This window comes from Kitasatospora sp. NPDC098663 (genome assembly GCF_044760075.1).
GTDB lineage: Bacteria > Actinomycetota > Actinomycetes > Streptomycetales > Streptomycetaceae > Kitasatospora.
Genome location: NZ_JBIWAP010000020.1, coordinates 158,570 through 177,948, shown reverse-complemented (window position 1 = coordinate 177,948; position 19,379 = coordinate 158,570). Strand labels below are relative to the sequence as shown.

General features: G+C 73.3%; 18 protein-coding genes. 11 read left to right on the top strand and 7 right to left on the bottom strand.

Going from position 1 to position 19,379, the window contains the following annotated elements; all coding sequences use genetic code 11:
- The 8 genes from ACIQVZ_RS22530 to ACIQVZ_RS22495 form a co-directional block, all read left to right on the top strand.
- The coding region (locus tag ACIQVZ_RS22530) for a divalent metal cation transporter (RefSeq protein ID WP_402452400.1) at positions 1-826 on the top strand (826 nt) is incomplete at its 5' end.
- Between the two features lie 95 nt (positions 827-921).
- Positions 922-1,194 carry a hypothetical protein gene (locus tag ACIQVZ_RS22525; protein ID WP_402452398.1) on the top strand — a complete coding sequence of 91 codons (273 nt, stop codon included), beginning with the start codon at positions 922-924 and terminating at the stop codon, positions 1,192-1,194.
- A gap of 74 nt (positions 1,195-1,268) precedes the next feature.
- The gene (locus tag ACIQVZ_RS22520; protein ID WP_402452397.1) at positions 1,269-1,535 is read left to right on the top strand and encodes a hypothetical protein; all 267 of its coding nucleotides are present in this window, start codon (positions 1,269-1,271) and stop codon (positions 1,533-1,535) included.
- A 76-nt stretch (positions 1,536-1,611) separates the two neighbouring features.
- Entirely contained in the window at positions 1,612-2,019 is a 408-nt protein-coding gene (locus ACIQVZ_RS22515) for a winged helix-turn-helix domain-containing protein (RefSeq protein ID WP_350880921.1), read from the top strand.
- Between the two features lie 71 nt (positions 2,020-2,090).
- Positions 2,091-2,552, top strand: a complete 462-nt coding sequence (locus ACIQVZ_RS22510; protein WP_402452395.1) for a hypothetical protein — start codon at positions 2,091-2,093, stop codon at positions 2,550-2,552.
- Positions 2,549-2,914: a glyoxalase gene (locus ACIQVZ_RS22505; RefSeq protein WP_350880925.1), complete on the top strand. Its 366-nt coding sequence runs from the start codon at positions 2,549-2,551 to the stop codon at positions 2,912-2,914. Before ACIQVZ_RS22510 ends, ACIQVZ_RS22505 begins: the two co-directional genes overlap by 4 nt.
- 299 nt (positions 2,915-3,213) lie before the next feature.
- The gene (locus ACIQVZ_RS22500) at positions 3,214-4,971 is read left to right on the top strand and encodes an ABC transporter permease (RefSeq protein WP_402452393.1); all 1,758 of its coding nucleotides are present in this window, start codon (positions 3,214-3,216) and stop codon (positions 4,969-4,971) included.
- Between the two features lie 33 nt (positions 4,972-5,004).
- On the top strand, positions 5,005-6,414 hold the full coding sequence (locus ACIQVZ_RS22495) for a nitrate/sulfonate/bicarbonate ABC transporter ATP-binding protein (RefSeq protein ID WP_402452391.1): 1,410 nt from the start codon (positions 5,005-5,007) through the stop codon (positions 6,412-6,414).
- Positions 6,415-6,424: 10 nt separating this feature from the next.
- Here the strand turns inward: ACIQVZ_RS22495 and ACIQVZ_RS22490 are convergent, their stop codons facing one another.
- The 5 genes from ACIQVZ_RS22490 to ACIQVZ_RS22470 all read right to left on the bottom strand — a co-directional run bounded on the left by ACIQVZ_RS22490 (position 6,425) and on the right by ACIQVZ_RS22470 (position 11,725).
- A complete protein-coding gene (locus ACIQVZ_RS22490) occupies positions 6,425-6,841 on the bottom strand; it encodes a metalloregulator ArsR/SmtB family transcription factor (protein WP_350880931.1) in 417 nt (138 codons plus the stop codon).
- Positions 6,842-7,199: 358 nt separating this feature from the next.
- Positions 7,200-8,237 (bottom strand): isocitrate/isopropylmalate dehydrogenase family protein, encoded by a 1,038-nt coding sequence (locus ACIQVZ_RS22485; RefSeq protein ID WP_402452388.1) that lies wholly within the window; start codon positions 8,235-8,237, stop codon positions 7,200-7,202.
- Between the two features lie 119 nt (positions 8,238-8,356).
- The gene (leuD, locus tag ACIQVZ_RS22480) at positions 8,357-8,995 is read right to left on the bottom strand and encodes a 3-isopropylmalate dehydratase small subunit (RefSeq protein WP_350880935.1); all 639 of its coding nucleotides are present in this window, start codon (positions 8,993-8,995) and stop codon (positions 8,357-8,359) included.
- 136 nt (positions 8,996-9,131) lie between these two features.
- Positions 9,132-10,532: a 3-isopropylmalate dehydratase large subunit gene (gene leuC / locus ACIQVZ_RS22475; RefSeq protein ID WP_350880937.1), complete on the bottom strand. Its 1,401-nt coding sequence runs from the start codon at positions 10,530-10,532 to the stop codon at positions 9,132-9,134.
- The gene (locus ACIQVZ_RS22470) at positions 10,532-11,725 is read right to left on the bottom strand and encodes a pyruvate carboxyltransferase (RefSeq protein WP_350880939.1); all 1,194 of its coding nucleotides are present in this window, start codon (positions 11,723-11,725) and stop codon (positions 10,532-10,534) included. Before ACIQVZ_RS22470 ends, leuC begins: the two co-directional genes overlap by 1 nt.
- A gap of 301 nt (positions 11,726-12,026) precedes the next feature.
- Between ACIQVZ_RS22470 and ACIQVZ_RS22465 the strand changes: the two genes are divergently transcribed.
- Positions 12,027-12,365 carry a hydroxyisourate hydrolase gene (locus ACIQVZ_RS22465; protein ID WP_063349729.1) on the top strand — a complete coding sequence of 113 codons (339 nt, stop codon included), beginning with the start codon at positions 12,027-12,029 and terminating at the stop codon, positions 12,363-12,365.
- Here ACIQVZ_RS22465 and ACIQVZ_RS22460 read toward each other — a convergent pair.
- Both ACIQVZ_RS22460 and ACIQVZ_RS22455 read right to left on the bottom strand, forming a co-directional pair.
- Positions 12,362-15,508, bottom strand: a complete 3,147-nt coding sequence (locus ACIQVZ_RS22460; protein WP_402452385.1) for an AfsR/SARP family transcriptional regulator — start codon at positions 15,506-15,508, stop codon at positions 12,362-12,364. The genes ACIQVZ_RS22465 and ACIQVZ_RS22460 overlap by 4 nt on opposite strands.
- A 220-nt stretch (positions 15,509-15,728) precedes the next feature.
- The gene (locus ACIQVZ_RS22455) at positions 15,729-17,072 is read right to left on the bottom strand and encodes a class II 3-deoxy-7-phosphoheptulonate synthase (RefSeq protein ID WP_350881063.1); all 1,344 of its coding nucleotides are present in this window, start codon (positions 17,070-17,072) and stop codon (positions 15,729-15,731) included.
- Positions 17,073-17,267: 195 nt separating this feature from the next.
- On the opposite strand from ACIQVZ_RS22455, the gene ACIQVZ_RS22450 reads away from it, so the two are divergent.
- Positions 17,268-18,767, top strand: coding sequence for an anthranilate synthase component I family protein (locus ACIQVZ_RS22450; RefSeq protein WP_402452384.1), 1,500 nt, complete (start codon positions 17,268-17,270; stop codon positions 18,765-18,767).
- A complete protein-coding gene (locus ACIQVZ_RS22445; RefSeq protein ID WP_402452383.1) occupies positions 18,764-19,339 on the top strand; it encodes an anthranilate synthase component II in 576 nt (191 codons plus the stop codon). The genes ACIQVZ_RS22450 and ACIQVZ_RS22445 overlap by 4 nt, the downstream gene beginning before the upstream one ends.
- The last annotated feature ends 40 nt before the right edge of the window (positions 19,340-19,379 follow it).

Here is a 19,379-nt window from a genome sequence, read left to right as displayed (position 1 = left end):
GATCGCCATCGTCATCATCGGCGCCGCCGCGATGATGGGCTTCACCGCCGCGGCCTTCGCCGGCACCGACGGCTTCGGCCAGTTCTCCGACGCGGGCGCCGTCGCCAAGGGCCTTGAGGACAAGGCCGGACACGTGGTGGGCGTGCTGTTCGCCATCGCCCTGCTGGACGCCTCGATCATCGGCGCCTTCGCCGTCTCCCTCTCCACCGCCTACGCCATCGGCGACGTGTTCGGCATCAAGCACTCGCTGCACCGGGGCGTCAAGGGCGCCAAGGGCTTCTACGCGATCTACGCCGGCCTGGTGGTCGCGGCCGCCGCGATCACGCTGCTGTCCACCGACTACACCCAGGGCCTGATGACGCAGTTCGTCCAGGTGCTGGCCGGTGTGCTGCTGCCCTCGGCGACGGTGTTCCTGCTGCTGCTCTGCAACGACAAGGCCGTGCTGGGGCCCTGGGTCAACGGGCCCAAGACCAACGCCTTCACCTCCGCCGTGGTCGGCGTCCTGGTGATGCTGTCACTGATCCTGACCGCCGCCGTGGTCTGGCCCGACATCAGCTCGCAGGCCATCCTGTGGATCATGGCCGGCTGCGGCGTGGCGGGTGTCCTGGTCGCCGGGTACTTCTTCACCTTCGGCCGCACCGCCACCAAGGAGGACCCCATCGACCGCACCGGCCGCGAGGAGTGGCGGATGCCCCCGCTGGACACCCTCGGCAAGCCGGTCATGTCCACCGCCCGCAAGGTCGGCATGGGCGCCCTGCGCGCCTACCTCCTGGTCGCGATGGTGATGGTCATCATCAAGATCGTCCAGACCGCGCTCAACCACTGAGCCGCCGCCGGGGCGGCGCCCGACAGTACCGCCGCCCCGGCCCCGACCCGGAAACCTCGACCGCCCCGCACCCGGGGAAGGAAGGAAGTACGGCCATGCGCACCGCCCTTCACCACCACTGCCCGCGCGTCCGCCTCGCCCTGCACGACGGCGTCGAGAGGAACTACCGCCTCGACGACCCCGGCGCCTGCCCGCACTCCGGCACGCCCAACACCCGGGCCTGCGCGTACGAGCCGCGCGTGCACCTGGCCTACCTGCTGGCCCGTCAGGGCCACCGCCCGGACTGGCTCGCCGACTTCGCGGACCTCCCGCCGGCCGCCGCGCGCCGCCTCAGCCGCGCCGCCGCCCGCCACCGGCCGCACGGCTGACGCCCCGCCGACCGCACCACCCGCGCCCTCGCGCACCCCCTCCACCCGCTGTCCTGTCACGGAGGTGACCTGCCATGTCCATCGTCGCCGCGTTCCACCCCTCCCTCCCGTCCGCCGGCCGCGGCCGCCTGCGCGCCGCGCTCGCCGCCGTGGGCCGACGCCTGGCGGAGAGCCCGCTGGACAGCCCCGTCCTGCACGCCGTCACGGCCCAGGCCCCGGCACCGGCCGCCGCCTCCGCCGAGCGCCCCGTCCGGCTGCGGGCCAGCTGGCGGACCGTCGCGGCCCCGGACGGCACCGCCCGGCTGGAAGCCTCCTGGCACCCCTGGCACCCCGCCCGCTGACCGGCCCGTACCGGCCCGTACCGACTCGCAACCATTCGCACCGACTCCGCACCGACCCGCCGAAGGAGCATCCGCCATGGCCGTGCGCTACCCCAGGCTCGAAGCCATCTTCTCGGACCACACCGCCGCCGCCCCGCCCCGGCGGCCGCGCCCCGCCCCGGCCGCCCGGCCCGCCGTCGACCCGGACACCGGCCTGGTGGTGGACCCCGAACAGCGCACCGTCACCGTCGACGGGCAGCAACTGACGCTCCCCTACCTGGAGTTCGAGCTGCTCGCGCACCTGGTCGACAACCCGCTGCGGGTCCACTCCCGCCGCCAGCTGATGGAGACGGTCTGGGGCCGCCCGGACACCGGCGACACCCGCACCATCGCCACCCACATAGCCCGGATCCGCCGCAAGCTCGGCCCCGGCCACCGGGAGGCGATCGCCACCGTCCGCCAGATCGGCTACAAGTACGACCCCCGCCTGACCCGCGTCGCCTGACCGCCGACCGATCGCCCCGACCGAGGCCCGATCACCCGCCGGCCACCACCCCACCGAAGGAGGACACCGCCGTGACCAGAACCGCCCTGTTCCCCTGGACCAGCAGAGGGGCGGCGCTGTGCGGCGTCCTGCTCCTCCTCACCCTCCAGGGGATCGCCGTCGGCGTCGCCCAGGGGCGGCTGAGGCTCTTCCTCTGCGGCGTGCTCATCGGCGCCTCGGCGGCCGGGCTGCTCCTCGCCCTGCTGCTCGCCCGCAGCGGGCGCGGCACCGCCCGACCCGCCGCCCCCGACGAGGACGACGCCCAGTGGTTCAGCGCCCGCTCGCTGGACGGGTTCCCGATGGAGCAGGTCCGACCGCTGCTGCTGTCGCCCGGCGCCCCGGGCCTGAACCGGCTCTACACCGCCTGGGTGTTCGCCACCCACGGGCACGACCCCCAGTGGATCGCCCACCACCTCGACCTGTCCACCCCGACCGCCCGGCTGCTGGTCACCGCGGCCCGGCACCACACCGCTCCCGACAGGAGGCCGCAGTGATCACGGCCCTCGACCACGTCCAGCTCTCCGCACCCCCCGGCAGCGAGGCCTTGCTGCGGGCCTTCTACGGCGACGTCCTGCAGATGGCGGAGATCCCCAAGCCCCGACCGCTGACCGAGGGCGGCGGCTGCTGGTTCGCCGCCGACGGCGGCCGGGTCCGGCTCTACCTCGGCATCGAGGAGCGCTTCCGCCCCAGCACCAAGGCCCACCCCGGGATCGCCGTCTCCGAGATCGACGACTTCGCCTCGCGGCTGTCCGAACTCGGCGCACTGGTGGTCTGGGACGACAGCCTGCCGCCCGGGCGCCGCTTCTACACCACCGACCCCGTCGGCAACCTGCTGGAGTTCGTCGAAACGGCCTGAGCCGGCGCGCGGAGGAACCCCGGATCCATTTGCCTACGGACGTACCGAAGGAGCAGACTGCCCGGGGCCCGCAGGACGGGCCGGGACAACGCCGGACGACACCGGACGACACCACCGGAGGAGGCGGCCATGGGCGAAGACCCTCCCAGTACGCGCTGCCGTACCGACCGCCTCCCCCACGCCCGCCCGCGCGCCTGACGCGACGGCCCGGGGGGACGCGGCGTTCGTCCCGATCCCGCTGACGTCGCACGCACCTCACCCGACCCCGGGGCCCCGGGTGCGCGCCGGAGGTGCACCCCATGACCCTGCCGAAGCCGGCCCCGGGCGCCGCCCGGGGCTCACTGCCGTCCCGGACGGCCACCCGCCTGGCCCGGATGACCTGGGTGGACGTGCTCGTCGCGGCCTCCGTCCTGGTGCTGCTCTACCTCGCGCTGCGGGTCGGGCAGGGCACCACCGTCCGGTTCTCCACCGGCCGGAACGCGGCGGTCGACACCGATCCGGCCCGGCTGCCGTACGACGCGGCCCGCTCGCTGCTGCGGATGTTCGCCGCGCTCGCCGTGTCGGTGGTCTTCACCTTCGGCTACGCCTACGCCGCGGCCCGCAGCCGCCGGCTGGAACGGGTCCTGATCCCGGCCCTGGACATCCTCCAGTCGGTGCCGGTGCTCGCCTTCCTGACCGTCGCGGTGACCGGCTTCCTCGCCCTGTTCCCCGGCTCCGTACTGGGCCTGGAGTGCGCGGCGGTGTTCGCCATCTTCACCTCCCAGGCCTGGAACATGACCTTCGGCTTCTACTGCTCGCTGGTCTCGCTGCCACCCGAACTCGACGAGCTGTCGCGCTCGTTCCGCTTCACCCGGTGGATGCGGTTCTGGAAGGTCGAACTGCCCTCGGGCATGATCGGCCTGGTCTGGAACGGCATGCTGAGCTTCGGCGGCGGCTGGTTCTTCCTGGTCGCCTCCGAGGCGATCAGCGTCGACAACCAGCGCTACGCGCTGCCCGGGGTCGGCTCCTACGCGGGCGCGGCCATCGCCGCCGGCGACCTCGGCCGGGTCGGCTGGGCGATCGCCACCATGGCCGTCCTGGTGATCGGCGTCAACCTGCTGTTCTGGCGCCCGCTCACCGCCTGGGCCGAACGCTTCAAGAACGAGCAGTCCGAGGCCACCGAGGTGCAGCGCTCCGTCGTGCTGGACCTGCTGCGCCGCTCCCACTGGCCCGGACTGCTCGGCCGGCTGCTGCGCCCGGGGTGGCGGGCGCTCTCCCGGGCCGGGCGCCTGCTGGGCACCGACGACCGCCCGCTGGCCGTCGGCCCCGGGCGGCGGCGCGCCGGGGACGCCGCCTTCGCCGCCGTCGCCGGCGGCCTGGTGCTCTGGGGCCTGGTCGACCTCGGCCGCTATCTGCACGGCGCGACCGGCCTCGGCGTGTTCGGCGAACCGCTGCTGCTCGGCCTCGCCACGCTCGCCCGGGTCGTCGTCCTGGTGACCGTCGCCACCCTGGTCTGGGTACCGGTCGGCGTGCGGATCGGCTTCTCCCCCAGGCTGACCCGGATCGCCCAGCCGCTGGTGCAGGTGCTCGCCAGCTTCCCGGCCAACTTCCTCTTCCCCCTGGTCGTCTGGCTGCTGCTGCGGACCGGGCTGTCGATCGACCTCGGCGGCGTCCTGCTGATGGCCCTCGGCGCCCAGTGGTACATCCTGTTCAACACCATCGCCGGCGCCATGGCCATCCCCACCGACCTGCGCGAGGCCATGGACGACCTGGGCGTGCGCGGCTGGCAGCGCTGGCGGCGGCTGATCATCCCCGGGATCTTCCCGGCCTACGTCACCGGCGGCCTCACCGCCTCCGGCGGCGCCTGGAACGCCTCCATCGTCTCCGAGGTCGTCACCTTCGGCGGCACCACGCTCACCGCCACCGGCCTCGGCGCGTACATCGCGCGGGCCACCGAGCGCGGCGACTACCCGCACCTGCTCGCCGGGGTGGCGGTGATGAGCCTGTACGTCGTCGCCCTCAACCGGTTGCTCTGGCGCCGCCTCTACCGGCTGGCCGAGCGCCGCTACTCGCTCTGACCCGCGCCCGCTCCCCGCCCCGGAGGTCCCCGCATGCGCTTCCCGTTCCCGCGCGCCGCCCGCACCGCGCCGCCCGCCGCCGCCGTGTTCCCGCCCGCCGGCTCCCCCGACCTCCCCGGCTCACCCGGCTCCCCCGCCGACGGCGAGATCCTGCTGGAGACCGTCGGCCTCACCAAGGCCTACGCCGGCGCCGACGGCGCGCTGCCCGTGCTGTCCGGCATCGACCTCACCGTCCGGGCCGGCGAGATCGTCGCCCTGCTCGGCCGCTCCGGCTCCGGCAAGTCCACCCTGCTGCGCTGCCTGTCCGGGCTGATCCCGCCCAGCTCCGGCACCGTCGCCTACCGCGGCACCCCGCTCACCGGCGCCAACCCGGGCACCGCCCTGGTGTTCCAGACGTTCGCGCTGCTGCCCTGGCTGACCGTCCGGCAGAACGTCGAACTCGGGCTGGAGGCCCGCGGCGTGCCGCCCCGGGAACGCGCCGAGGCCGCCGTCCAGGCCATCGACCTGATCGGCCTGGCCGGCTTCGAGTCCGCCTACCCCAAGGAGCTCTCCGGCGGCATGCGCCAGCGCGTCGGCTTCGCCCGCGCCCTGGTCGTCGAACCGGACGTGCTGATGATGGACGAGCCCTTCTCCGCGCTGGACGTCCTCACCGCCGAGAACCTGCGCGGCGAACTGCTGGAGCTGTGGGAGTCCGGCCAGTTCCCCACCCGCGCCGTCGTCCTGGTCACCCACAACATCGAGGAGGCGGTCCTGATGGCCGACCGCATCGTCGTCCTCGGCTCCCGCCCGTACGGCACCATCCGGGAGACCGTCGAGGTCGACCTCGACCGGCCCCGCGACCGCGACGCCGACGCCTTCGACGAACTCGTCGACCGGGTCTACCGGATCATGACCGGACGCCCCAAGGAGACCCGGCTGCCCGGCCGCGCCGACGGCGCCCGGCCCGACCGGCGCACCGTCGCCAACACCCCGCTGCCCACCGCCAGCGTGGACGGCCTCGCCGGCCTCGCCGCGATGATCGCCCACCGCGGCGGCTGCTGCGACCTCGCCGACCTCGCCGACGAACTCGGCCTCGACATCGACGACATGCTCCCCCAGCTCGACGCCCTCGACCTGCTCGGCTTCGCCGAGATCCACGGCGACGACCTGCTGCTCACCGACGCCGGCACCGCCTTCACCGGAGCCGACGTCCAGGAGTCCCGGAGCATCTTCGCCGAAGCCGCGGTGGACGTCCCGCTGGTCCGGCTGATCACCAACGGCCTGCACGGCCGCCCCGGCGCCGCCGTGCGCGCCGGCTTCTTCCGTGACCTGCTCGCCCACCACTACACCAGCGAACAGGTCGACCGGCAGCTGGAGACCGCCACCGACTGGGGCCGCTACGCCGGGCTGTTCGGCTACGACGCCGCCCTGCGGGAGTACCGGCTCGACGAGGAGACCGCCTGAAGCGCCGGAATCAGGCCTGACCGGTGGCCGGGCGGCGGCGGGCGGAGCGGACGGCGCGGGCGAACGGCTGCTCGGCCGTCGCGGCGGCCGGGCCGGTACCGCCGCCGTCACCGCCGTCACCGCGCCCGGGCAGGTCGTTGGCGATCAGCGCCGCCTCCGTCAGCAGGCCGCGCACCTCGGCGGCCCGGTAGAAGATCCGGGTGCCCTCCCGGCGCGAGACGACCAGCCCGGCCGCCCGCAGCCTGGCCAGGTGCTGCGAGGTCGCCGCCACGTGCGCGCCCAGCAGCTCCGCCAGTTCGCTGACCGGCAGCTCCCGCCGGGTCAGCGCCCAGAGCAGCCGGTACCGGGACGGGTCGGCGACCGCCTTCAGCACCGCGACCGCCCGCTCCGCCGCGTCCGTGTCCCACGCCTCATCCTGCGCACCCATGCCAGGATCCTACCGAGCCGGCCCCGCCGCCCGGCCGGGCGGCGGGCGTCGCCGGCGGGCGTACCCGGCGGACGTCGATAGCGGGCCGATGGCCGGGGCTGCCAGGCTTCAGCCAACCTTTCCACCGCTGCCGACCGGCCGCACCGTCCAGGAGTTGGAGTCCGTACGAGATGATCGAGCACACCACGTTCCGTACCGCGGTCAGCGAATCGCACGAGCACAATCCCTGGGGCTGAGCGGCCTGGGTCCGCCTCCGGACGCCCGCCCGCCGGGCGGTGTCGGGGAGAACGGACCCGGCCGCCGTGGTCGGTGGGGCGACCACGGCGGCGGTTGGGGGGGTGGGGGACGGGTCATGCCGTCAGGCCGCGGCGAGGGCCGCCCTGACCGCGGCACCGACCTGCTCGGTGGTGAGGGAGCCGCCGAGGTCCGGCGTGCAGGCGCCCTCCGCCACGGCCGTGCCGACGGCCAGCTGGATCGCCTTCGCTTCGGCGGCCCAGCCCAGGCGCTCCAGCATCAGCGCGGAGCTGAGGATGGCGCCGAAGGGGTTTCCGATGCCCTGGCCGGCGATGTCGGGCGCGCTGCCGTGCACCGGCTCGTAGAGGCCGAACCCGGTGTCCGGGTTGATGTTGGCCGAGGCCGCGTTGCCCAGGCCGCCGGCCAGCATGGCCGCCAGGTCGCTGAGGATGTCGCCGTACGAGTTGTTGGTGACGATCACGTCGAACTGCGACGGGTCGGAGATCAGCTTCATCGCGGCGGCGTCGACGTAGAGGTGGGTGGAGTCGATGGCGGGGTGCCTCGCGGCGGCCTCGCGGAACACCCGCTGCCACACCTGGCCGCCGTGCCGGACGGCGTTGGACTTGTCGACCATGCAGACGCCGCGCTCGGCGATCGAGTACGCGTACTCCATCACCCGCGAGACGCCCATGTAGGTGCTGACGTCCGCGTCGACGGCCATCTCGTGCACGGTGTTCCCGCGCAGCACGCCGCCGATGTCGGTGTAGAGGCCCTCGGTGTTCTCCCGGACGATCACGGCGTCGATGGCGCGGGTCCGGGCGTCGCGCAGCGGGCTCAGCCGCTCCTGGAGCAGGGTGGCCGGGCGGTGGTTGACGTACAGGTCGAGGTCGAAGCGCAGGCGCAGCAGGACGCCGCGGCCGTAGTCCGAGGTCTTCACGCGGGGGTCGCCGATGGCGCCGAAGAGCACCGAGTCGCTCGCCTTGATCCGCTCGAAGTCCTCGTCGGACAGGGAGACCCCGGTCCGCAGGTAGGTGTCGGCGTTGACGTGGTCGAGCACGTCGATCGCGAGGTCCAGGCCCAGCGACTCGATGGTCTCCAGGGCCTCCTTGGTCACCTCGGGGCCGATGCCGTCACCGGGGATGACGGTCACTGTCTTGGTCATGGGTCTCTCACCGTTTCTGGGGTGGGGCCGGCCGGTTGTGGGTCGGGTCGGCCGGGCCGGGGGCGTGGGGCAGGGTCACCGCCGCGCGGCCCTGGGAGCTGCGCCGGGGGGCGCGGTCGTCAGGAGGCCCGGCGCTGCTTCGCGGTGTCCGGAGAGGAGAAGGCGCCGCGGGTGATGCTGGTCATCCAGGCCGGGCGGCCCTGCTCGAAGGCGGCGATCGCGTCGGCCTTGCGCAGGGTGACGTCGATGTCGTCGAGACCGTTGAGCAGCAGCCAGCGGGCGCGGTGGTCGGCCTCGAACTCCCAGGTCCCGAGGTCGGTGCCGACGGTCAGCTGCTCCAGGTCGACGGTGATCTCGAACTTCGGGTCGGCCTGGGCGCGTTCGGCGAGGTCGGCGACGACGGACACCGGCAGGGCGACGGCCAGCAGGCCGTTCTTCAGCGCGTTGCGCAGGAAGATGTCGCCGAAGCTGGTGGCGATGACGGCCCGGAAGCCCCAGTCGCGCAGGGCCCACACGGCGTGCTCGCGGGAGCTGCCGGTGCCGAAGTTGTGGCCCGCCACCAGGACGCTCGCGTCCTGGTGTTCCGGCTGGTTCAGGACGAACCCGGACTCCTTGCGCCAGTGCCCGAACAGGGTGTCGGCGTAGCCGGTCTTGGTCAGCCGCTTGCAGAACTCGGCCGGGATGATCTGGTCGGTGTCGACGTCGTCCCGGGACAGGGCCACGGCCTGTCCGGTGTGCGCCGTGAGCGGCTCCTTCATGCCTCTGCCCCCTGCTGGTCGGTCTGGCTGCGGTCGGTCGGGCGGGTCTGGCGGGTCTGGCGGGTCTGGCGGGTCTGGCGGGTCTGGCGGGTCTGGCGGGTGGAACGGGTCGGGCGGGTGTGCCCGGCGGGCGCGGTCACAGCTCGGTCGGCGCGGCCAGGCGGCCGACCACGGCGGTGGCGGCGGCGACGACGGGCGAGACCAGGTGGGTGCGGGCGTGGGTGCCCTGCCGGCCCTCGTAGTTGCGGTTGGAGGTGGACGCGACCCGCTGGATGCCCTGGAGGCGGTCGGCGTTGATGCCCATGCACATCGAGCAGCCGGAGAGCCGCCACTGCGCGCCCGCGTCGATGAAGACCTGGTCCAGGCCCTCCTCCTCGGCCTGGGCCCGGACGGCCATCGAGCCGGGGACGACGAGCATGGTGATCCGGTCGGAGACCTTGCGGCCGCGCAGCACGTCGGCCGCGGCCCGCAGGTCCTCGATCCGGCCGTTGGTGCAGGAGCCGAGGAAGACCGTGTTGATCTCGACGTCCCGCAGGGCGACGTCCGGTTCGAGGCCCATGTACTCCAGGGCGCGGCGCGCGGCCTGCTGCTCGGCGGGGGTCGCGAAGGTCTCGGGCGCCGGCACCGCGGCGTCCAGCGGGACGGCCTGGCCGGGGTTGGTGCCCCAGGTGACGAAGGGCTTGAGCCCGGTGACGTCCAGTTCGACCACGCGGTCGAAGGCGGCGCCCTCGTCGGTGCGCAGGGACTGCCAGTAGCGGACGGCCTCGTCCCAGTCGGCCTCGGCGGCCGGGTCCCAGCGCTCGCGCAGGTAGGCGAGCGTGGTGTCGTCGGGGGCGATCAGGCCGGCGCGGGCGCCCGCCTCGATGCTCATGTTGCAGACCGTCATCCGCCCCTCCATGGAGAGGTTCTCGACGGCCTTGCCGCGGTACTCGATCGCGTAGCCGTTGGCGCCGTTGGCGCCGATGTGCGCGATCAGCGCGAGGATCAGGTCCTTCGGCGTGACGTCGGCCGGCGGCTCGCCGACGAACTCGACGGACATCGTCCGGGGGCGCTGGAGCGCCAGCGTCTGGGTGGCGAGCACGTGCTCGACGTCGCTGGTGCCGACGCCGAAGGCGAGCGCCCCGAAGGCGCCGTGCGTGGAGGTGTGGCTGTCACCGCACACCACGGTCATGCCGGGGCGCACGAAGCCCAGTTCGGGCGCCACCACGTGCACGATGCCCTGCCGGTCGTCGCCGAGCGAGAACAGCTCGATCCCCTGCTCCTCGCAGTTCTCACGCAGGCGCTCCAGTTGGGCGCTGCCCATCGCGTCCTTGACCAGCAGCGTGTTGGTGGGCACGTTGTGGTCCTCGAGGGCGAGCGCGAGGTCGGGCCGGCGGACCCGGCGGCCGGCCAGCTGGAGGCCGTCGAAGGCCTGCGGGGAACTCGCCTCGTGGAGCAGGTGCAGGTCGATGTAGAGCAGGTCGGGCTCGCCCGGTGCCTGGTCGACGACGTGGCTCTGCCAGACCTTCTCGATCAGGTTGCGCTCGGTGCCGCCCATCAGCTGGCCACCGCCATCTCGCTGGTGCGCTCCAGGCGCTCGGCGATGATCCCGCGCAGCTCGCCCAGTTCGATGCAGGTGCCGTCGGCGCGGCCCGCGATGTAGGTCTCGTAGATCTCGTCGAGCAGGTCGCGCTCGGCGCCGATTCCCATCTGGTCGAACAGGTTGCGGACCACATTGCGCCCGGAGTGCCGGCCGATGAGAATTCCGCGCTCCCGGCCGAAGCTGTGCGGCTCGACGTATTCGTAGGTCACCGGATTGCGCAGCATTCCGGCCTGGTGGATTCCGGCCTGGGTGGCGAAGGCGTTCTCCCCGAATATCGCCTTGTTGCGCGGCGTCGACATTCCGATGATCCGGGCCAGCAGCTGGTAGGCCTCGTAGAACTTCTCGGTGCGCAGCCGGCTGGTCAGGCCGAGCTGCTCGCCCTTGTAGAGCAGCACCGCGGCCAGCTCCTCCAGCGGGGTGTTGCCCGCGCGCTCGCCGATGCCGGCGATGGTGGCCTGCACCTCGTCCGCGCCCGCCTCGACGCCGGCCAGGGCGTTGGCGAGGGAGAGCCCGAGGTCCTGGTGGCAGTGGGTGGACAGGATGATGTGGTCCGGGATCCAGGAGCGGACCCGCGCCACCTGGGCGCCGAACTCGGCCGGGAGCAGGCAGCCGGTGGTGTCGGCGAGCGCCACCGTGACGGCGCCCTCCTCGATGCCGGCCTCGATCATCGGGCGCAGCAGGTCGTCGCTACCCCGGCTGGCGTCCTCGATGCCGAGCGTGATGTCGGTGAAGCCCAGCTCGCGGGCGAACCGGATGCTGTCGATGATCTCGTGCAGGCCCTCGGCCCGGGTGAGGCCGCGCTTGTGCTCCAGGTGGACGTCGCTGCCGGTGGCCATGATCTGGACCTGGTGGCGGTCGACGCCGCCGGCCTCGGCGGCCAGCTCGATGTCCGCGCGGACGGCCCGGTTGAGAGTCGCCACCTTGGCGGTGGTGAGCGCGCCCGCGATCAGTCTGGTCGCCTCGAAGTCACGCGGTGAGGAGCTGGGGAAGCCCGCCTCGATGGTGTCGACGCCGGTGGCCTCGATGGCGAGGGCCAGCTCCAGTTTCTGGTCGGGGTTCATCGCGTTGCCCGGGGCCTGTTCGCCGTCGCGCAGTGTCGAGTCGAATACCCGGAGCCGCCGTGCGGTGGGGACGGATTTCGAAGACATGGATTTTCCGCCTCTTTCGGGAACGCCGCCGGACGGGCGACCGGACGGGAGGTCGCGGTGTGCGGCGGCGGAGGATTGTGGCTGGCAGCGGTGACTTTACTGGTCCGGAATCACTGCCCGTCAAGACTCTTCGAACAAATAATCATTCGATGGCGGGCCGATAGCGGGACCCCTGACAATAGGCTTGACGCGCCATTTTCCCGATGCATCGTGTACTGAGGCAAGGAGTGGTTTTCATGCGAGATATCCCGTCCGAGGAACGTCCGCCGGCCCGGTTACCGAGCCCGGGGCGGGTGGGCTGATGGCGCGGGTCATCGTCGAAGCGCTGGACAGCGTCCACGGGCGCACCGCCGCCGGCCTCGACGCGAGACTGGAGTCGCTGGTCGACAACGAGTGGGTGCCGGTGGTCGAGCGCAGAACGGACGCGAGCGGCCGGATCGAGGAGTGGGGCGGGACGGACGGCGGGCGCGGCCTCTACCGGCTGGTGTTCGACGTCGACCGGTACTTCAGCGGGCTCGGCCTGTTCACCGTGCACCCCGAGGTGGCGGCCACCTTCCGGGTCTCCGACGGCGAGTCGGGGCACCGGGTGAGCCTCACCCTCTCACTGAACCACTACGCGGTGGCCTTCATCGCCGACTAGGACGGTGGACCCGGGCCCGCGGGGGGCTCCGGGTCGCCGGCGGCCAGCCGGGCGGAGCGCAGCAGGTCGAGCGTGCGGGCCTCCTCGGCGGGGGTCCGCATCAGGCGGAACACCAGCCGGGCCCGCCGAAGGTGCTGGACCGCCAGGTCGGCCTCCCCGGTGCCGAGCGCCAACTCGCCGAGGGTGACGAGGATCCGGCCCATGATCAGCCGCTCGTTGGAGCCCTCGGCGAGGAGCAGGGCGCGGTGCAGGGCGTGGGCGGCCTCGCCGCTCTCGCCGAGCCGGTGGCGGGCCGCCCCGATGCCGTGCAGGGCGTAGATCTCGCCGGTGTGGTCGCCGATCAGCCGGACGACGTCGAGGGCGCGGGAGAAGGCCTCCAGGGCCCGGTCGTAGCCGCCGCGTTCCAGGTGGCTCTGGCCCATCCGGTGCAGCACCTGGGCCTCGACCCGCCGCCCGCGGCCCTCCCGGCTCAGCCGCAGCGCCTCGTCGAGGAGCTCCCCGGCGCCCTCCTCGTCGCCCGCGCCGAGTCTGAGCTGGGCCAGGTTGTGCAGCACGTAGGCGACGGCGACGGAGCCGCCGCTCGCCCGCAGGACGGTGAGGGCGGCCTGGTAGTGGGCGGTCGCCTCGTCGATCCGGCCGTCCACCCGGGCGAGGTAGCCGAGGCCGCGGGCGGTGAGGGCGGAGCCGAGGTCGTCGCCGAGGTCGGCGAAGATCCCGGCGGCCTGGCGGAAGCGCTCCTCGGCGGCGGCGAAGTTCTGCCGGGTCAGCGCGAGCGAGCCGAGGGAGTGCAGTGCGGCGGCCTGGCCGAGCCGGTCGCCGCCCTTGCGGGCGGCCGCGAGGGCGAGTTCGTGGGTGTCGCGCCAGTCGTCGAGGCGGCCGTGGGTCTCCAGGAACGTCACGGCGGTGACGGCGAGTTCCCAGCAGTGCGCGGTGAGGCCCATCATGGCCGCCTGTCTGACCCGGGGCACGAGCATGGGCCGCTCCCGGGCGAACCACCGCAGCGGCTCGGCCAGCAGCCGGTCCACCGTCCGGGCGGGCAGCGGGTGCAGGGCGGTGCCGCGGCCGCGGATCAGCACGTCGCGGCCGTACTCGCGCTGCCTCGCCTCGATCAGCAGGTAGAGGAAGCAGCCGATCACCCGGGCCAGCGCGGACTCCCGCTCCTCGACGCTCTCCTCGTCGACGAGGCGTTCGCGCGCGAAGACCCGGACCAGGTTGTGCAGCCGGTACTGGGTGTGGCGTCCGGGCGCGGTGCCGACGGCGTCCAGCAGCTGGGCGTCGGAGAGTTCGTCGATCAGGTCCTGGACCTGGTACTCGGGCAGGTCGAGCAGCGCCATGCCGACCCAGGTGGAGAACGGCCCCTCGTCGATCAGGGCGATCCGCCGCAGCAGCCGGCGGGCGTCCTCGCTGACGCTCTCGTAGGTGAGCGAGAGGCCTGCCCTGATGCCGACGTCGGCGTACTTGAGCTCGTCGAGCCGGCGGGTCCCGTCCTCCAGCCGCTCCACCAGTTCGGTGATCTCCCAGTGCGGCCGGGCGGCGAGCCGGGCGCCGGCGATGCGCAGCGCCAGCGGCAGGTGGTCGCAGAGTTCGGCGAGCGCCTTCGCCGCCTCCGGTTCGGCCGCCACCCGGGCGGGACCGGCGATCCGGCCGAGCAGTTCCGCGGACTGCTCGGGGTCGAAGGTGGCGACATCCACCCGGACGGCTCCGGCGAGGCTGCCGATGTGCCGCCGGCTGGTGACGATCACGGCCGAGGTGGGCTTGCCCGGCAGCAGCGGGGTGATCTGGCTCTCGGTGGCGACGTTGTCGAGGACGATCAGCACCCGGCGCTCGGCGAGCAGGGCCCGGTACATCTCGGCCCGCTCCTCCAGCCCGTCGGGGATGGCGGTGCCGTTGACGCCGAGGGCGCGCAGGAAGCGCTCCAGCACCTGGGCCGGGCCGACGCTGTCGGGGGCCCCGGCGTGCAGATCGGCGAAGAGCTGCCCGCCGGGGAACTCGGCGGCGATCTGGTGGGCCGCGTGGACGGCCACGGCGGTCTTGCCGACCCCGGCCTTGCCGACGACGGAGACGATCGGGACGGCGAGCCGGGACTGGTCGTGCGAGGAGAGCAGCAGCCGTTCGCGCAGGCCGGCGAGCAGGTGCTCGCGGCCGGTGAAGTCGGCGAGGTCGGCGGGGAGCATCTCCGGGACGGTGACGGTGACGGGGGCGGCGGGGGCCACGGGCGGCGCGGCGGCGGGTTCGGCGGCCGGGGCGCCGTGGGCGGCGGTCGGGCGGCCGTCGGGCAGGTCGAGCCGGGGGTCGCCGGCGAGGATGGAGAGTTCGAGCCGCTGCAGCCGGGGGTCGGGTTCGACGCCGAGTTCGTCGATCATCCACTGGCGGGTGTCGCGGTAGACCTGGAGCGCCTCGGTCTGGCGCCCGGAGCGGTAGAGCGCCAGCATCAGCTGGCCGCGCAGCCGCTCCCGTAACGGGAACTCGTCGACCAGGCCGATGAGTTCGCCGACGGCCGCACCGTGCCGGCCGAGCGCTAGTTCGAGCTGGATGCACTCCTCGGTGGCGCCGACCCACTGCTCGGTGAGCTGGCCGGCGGCGGACCGGATCGACTCGCTGGGCAGGCCGCCGAGGGGGTCGCCGCGCCACAGGCCGAGCGCCTGCCGGAAGAGGGAGGCGGCCTCCGCCGTGCGGTCGCGGTCCGCTGCCGTCCGGTCGCGGTCCGCCGCCGTCCGGTCGTGGGCCTCCGCCTTCCGGTCGCGCAGCGCCCGCGCCTTCCCGACCGAGTCGCGGGCCTGGAGCAGGTCGAGCTGGGCGTCCGCCGCCTTCACCATGTAGCCCTGCGGGTGGGTGGTGATGACGTCGGAGAGGCCGTGCACGGCGAACAGCCGGCGCAGGGCGGAGACGCTGATCTGCAACTGCGCGCGGGCGGTGGCCGGCGGGGCCTCCTCGTAGAGGGCGCGGACCAGGCGGTCCACGCTGACCACCCGGTTGACGTCGAGGAGCAGCGCGGCGAGCACCGTCTGCTGCCGGATCCCGCCGAGGTTCAGCGGCCTGGCGTCGACGAGCGCTTCGAGCGGGCCGAGAATGCGGTACTCGACCCGGGGCACGGGTGAGGAACTGCCGTCGTGGCGTATGCCGGAACCAGGTCGGTACCCCACCGTTTCCACTCCCCCCAGAGGAATAGGCGCAGGATCGCAAGGCACTCTAAGGACGGCCCGGTCAATGGGTCAACGATATTCAGTTCTCCCCAAAAGACGCCGCCTGAAGGACTGCGATCGGCGTTCGCGGCCCCGGGTGACCGGCGAAGAATCGGCGCGGAAATGCCGGTTGGCCGGATCGGCGCGCACCGATCCGGCCAACCGTCGCCCCGGGCGGTTCTCAGGCCTTCATCAGCTCCGCGACCCGGAAGGCGAGGTCGAGGGACTGGCGGTGGTTCAGCCGCGGGTCGCAGGCCGTCTCGTAGCGCTGGTGCAGGTCCTCGGCGCGGACCTGGTCGCCGCCGCCGAGGCACTCCGTGACGTCGTCGCCGGTGAGCTCGACGTGGATGCCGCCGGCGTGCGTGCCCAGCTCCCGGTGCACCTCGAAGAAGCCGGCGACCTCGCCCAGGATGTCGTCGAAGCGGCGGGTCTTGCGGCCGTCGTCGGTCTGGACGGTGTTGCCGTGCATCGGGTCGCAGATCCAGGCGACCCGGGCGCCCTCCGCCGTGACCTTCTCCACCAGCGGCGGCAGCAGTTCGCGCACCCGGCCCGCGCCCATCCGCACCACGAAGGTCAGCCGGCCGGGCCGGCGGTCGGGGTCGAGGCGGTCGACGTAGCCGAGGACCTCGTCCGCGGTGGTCGTGGGGCCGAGCTTGACGGCGATCGGGTTGTGGATCCCGGCGAAGTACGCGATGTGCGCGTCGTCCAGGCCCCTCGTCCGCTCGCCGACCCAGAGCAGGTGCCCGCTGGTGGCGTAGTGCGCGCCGGTGCGCGGGTCGGTGCGGGTGAGGGGCTGCTCGTAGTCCAGCAGCAGTCCCTCGTGGCTGGCGAAGAACTCGGCCTCCAGCAGCCCGGCCGGGTCGCAGCCGCAGGCTTGCAGGAAGCGCAGCGCGCGGTCCACGCCGTCGGCCAGTTCCTCGTAGCGGCGGGCCTCGGCGGAGTCCTCCAGGAAGCCGCGGTTCCACTGGTGGGCCTGGTAGAGGGAGGCGCTGCCGCCGGCCGCGAAGCCGCGGACCAGGTTGAGGGTGACCGCGGACGCCTCGTACATCCGCCGCAGCCGCGCCGGGTCCGGGCGGCGGGCCGCCTCGGTGAACTCCGGGCCGTTGACCGCGTCGCCCCGGTAGGAGGGCAGGCTGAGGCCGTCACGGGTCTCGTCCGGCTGGGAGCGGGGCTTGGCGTACTGCCCGGCCAGCCGGCCGATCTTCACGACCGGGACGCCGCTCGCGTAGGTCAGCACCACCGCCATCTGCAACAGGGTGCGCAGCTTGGCGGTGACCGCGTCCGCGCTGAGCCCGCCGAAGGTCTCGGCGCAGTCGCCGCCCTGGAGGACGAAGGCCTCGCCGGCGGCGACGGCGGCCATCCGGTCGGTCAGCCGGTCGCACTCCTCGGCGAGGACCAGGGGCGGGGCGGCCGACAGGTCGGCGACCACCTCGCGCAGCGCCGCCTGGTCCGGCCACTGCGGTTGCTGGGCCGCCGGCAGGGAACGCCAGGCGGCAGGTGCTCCGGTCTGCGGAATTCGATTCATCACGGCCCTCGGATGGGAACGGAAATCGCTGGCCCGCTCATTGCAGCCCGGCTGCGGAAAGAAGGTCAAGCGTCCGCGAATTGGCCTGCTCCCGCACCGCAGAACTGGTCTGACCGCCTTCCGGGACGAACGGATTGACTGGAGGCCATTGGTTCACCGGCCGTACCCAGCCGGCCATTCACGATGAGGATTCCGATGCCAGACGCGCCATCGCACCCTCCGTTCGCCGTCCGGCTCGGCACCGAGCCGCTGCCGCCGCACGACCCGCTGGAGCTGTACACGCGGCTGGGCGACCGGCTCGGCGCGGAGCAGGTGTACCTGCTGGAGAGCCTGACCGAGTCCGGCCGGCAGGGCGGGCCCGCGGTGCTCGGCTGCGGACCGCTCGCCGAGATCCGGCTGTACGGCTCGTACCTGGAGATCGACGGGATCGCGGAGCTCGCCCCGGTGCTGCGGGCGACCGCCGAGGCGGCGGGCCTCACCCCCGCCGCGGACGCCCCCGGGCGGCTGGAGGCCCCCGAGCCGGCCCGCGTCTGGGAGTTCCTGCGGCGCGCGCAGGGCCTGTTCGACCTGGAGCCGGGTCTGCCCGGCGACCGCTTCCACTTCGGCTTCCTGGCCCGGTTCGGCTACGACGCGGCCTGGCACATGGAGGACCTGCCGGCCCGGGCGCTGCCGCCGGCCCGCCCGGACGCCGTGCTGACGCTGTTCCGCGACAGCGTGCACTACGGCACCGACGGCGCGCCGGTCCTGCGGACCGCCGACAGCCCGGCCTTCGGCCAGCACGGCCGCCACGACCTGGCGGGCGCGGCCCGGGAGGCGGCCGGGCAGGAGCCGCAGGCCGCGTGCCCGCCGGCCGTCCGCCCGCGGTCCGTGCACGACAGCGTGGACCGCGACACCTTCCACGGCTGGGTCCGGCGCTGCCTGGAGCACATCGGGGTCGGCGACATCTACCAGATCCAGGTCGGCCACCGGATCGACGTCCGCACCGCGCTGACGCCGGTCGAGGTCTACCGGCGGCTGCGCTCGCGCAACCCCTCCCCGCACATGTACCTGCTCCCGAACGGCGAGGGCACGCTGATCGGCGCCAGCCCCGAGCTGCTGTTCCGGATCGAGGACGGCCGGATCGTGATGCGCCCGATCGCCGGCACCACCCGTCGCGACCAGGACGAGGAGGAGAACGAGCGGCGGATCAAGGCCCTGCTGGCGAGCACCAAGGAGCAGGCCGAGCACGTCATGCTGGTCGACCTCTCCCGCAACGACATCAGCCGGGTCTGCAAGCCGCACACCCTGACGGCCGACGACCTGATGGTGGTGGAGACCTTCTCGCACGTCTTCCACCTGGTGTCCACGGTCAGCGCCGAGTTGGAGGAGGACGCCGACGTGTGGCGGTCGCTGTGCGCGACCTTCCCGGCCGGCACCATGACCGGCGCGCCGAAGCTGCGCGCCATGGAGATCATCCACGAGATCGAGCGGGAGCCGCGCGGAGCCTACGCCGGTGCCGTCGGCCTGATCGACGTCGGCGGCTGGAGCGAACTGGCCCTGTGCATCCGCACGATCGCGCACGACGGCGCGGTGTACTCCGTGCAGAGTTCCGCGGGGATCGTCGCCGACTCGACCCCCGAGGGCGAGTGGAACGAGACGTTGGCGAAGCTGGGCGCCGCCTACTGGGCCCTGACGGGTGAGGAGTTGACGGCGTGAAGGTTCTGCTGGTGGACGCGCGGGACAGCTTCGTCCACATCATCGACCAGTACCTGCGGGCGCTCGGCGCGGACACCGAGGTGGTCCGCTCGCACACCCGCACCCCCGAGCAGCTGGCCGCGACCGCGCCCGACGCGGTCGTGCTCGGCCCCGGCCCCGGGCACCCGGCGGCCTCCGGCCACGTCGAGCTCGTCCACCACTTCGCCGGGAAGGTCCCGCTGCTCGGCGTGTGCCTGGGCCACCAGGCGATCGGCCTGGCGTTCGGCGGGCGGGTCCAGGTCGCCGACCGGCTGATGCACGGGCGCACCAGCACCGTGACGCACGACGGGCGCGGCCTGTTCGCCGGCCTCGGCAACAGCCTCACCGCGACCAGGTACCACTCCCTGATCGTCACCCGGCCGCTGCCCGAGGACCTGGAACTCACCGCGACCGCCGACGACGACGGCTACGTCATGGGCATGCGGCACCGCAGCCTGCCCGTCGAGTCGGTGCAGTTCCACCCCGAGAGCATCACCACCACCGGCGGCATGCAGCTGCTGGAGAACTTCCTCGCTGTCGGCGCCGGGCGCTGACCGCACGCACATCGGAATCGACGAGCGGAAATGGGTGACC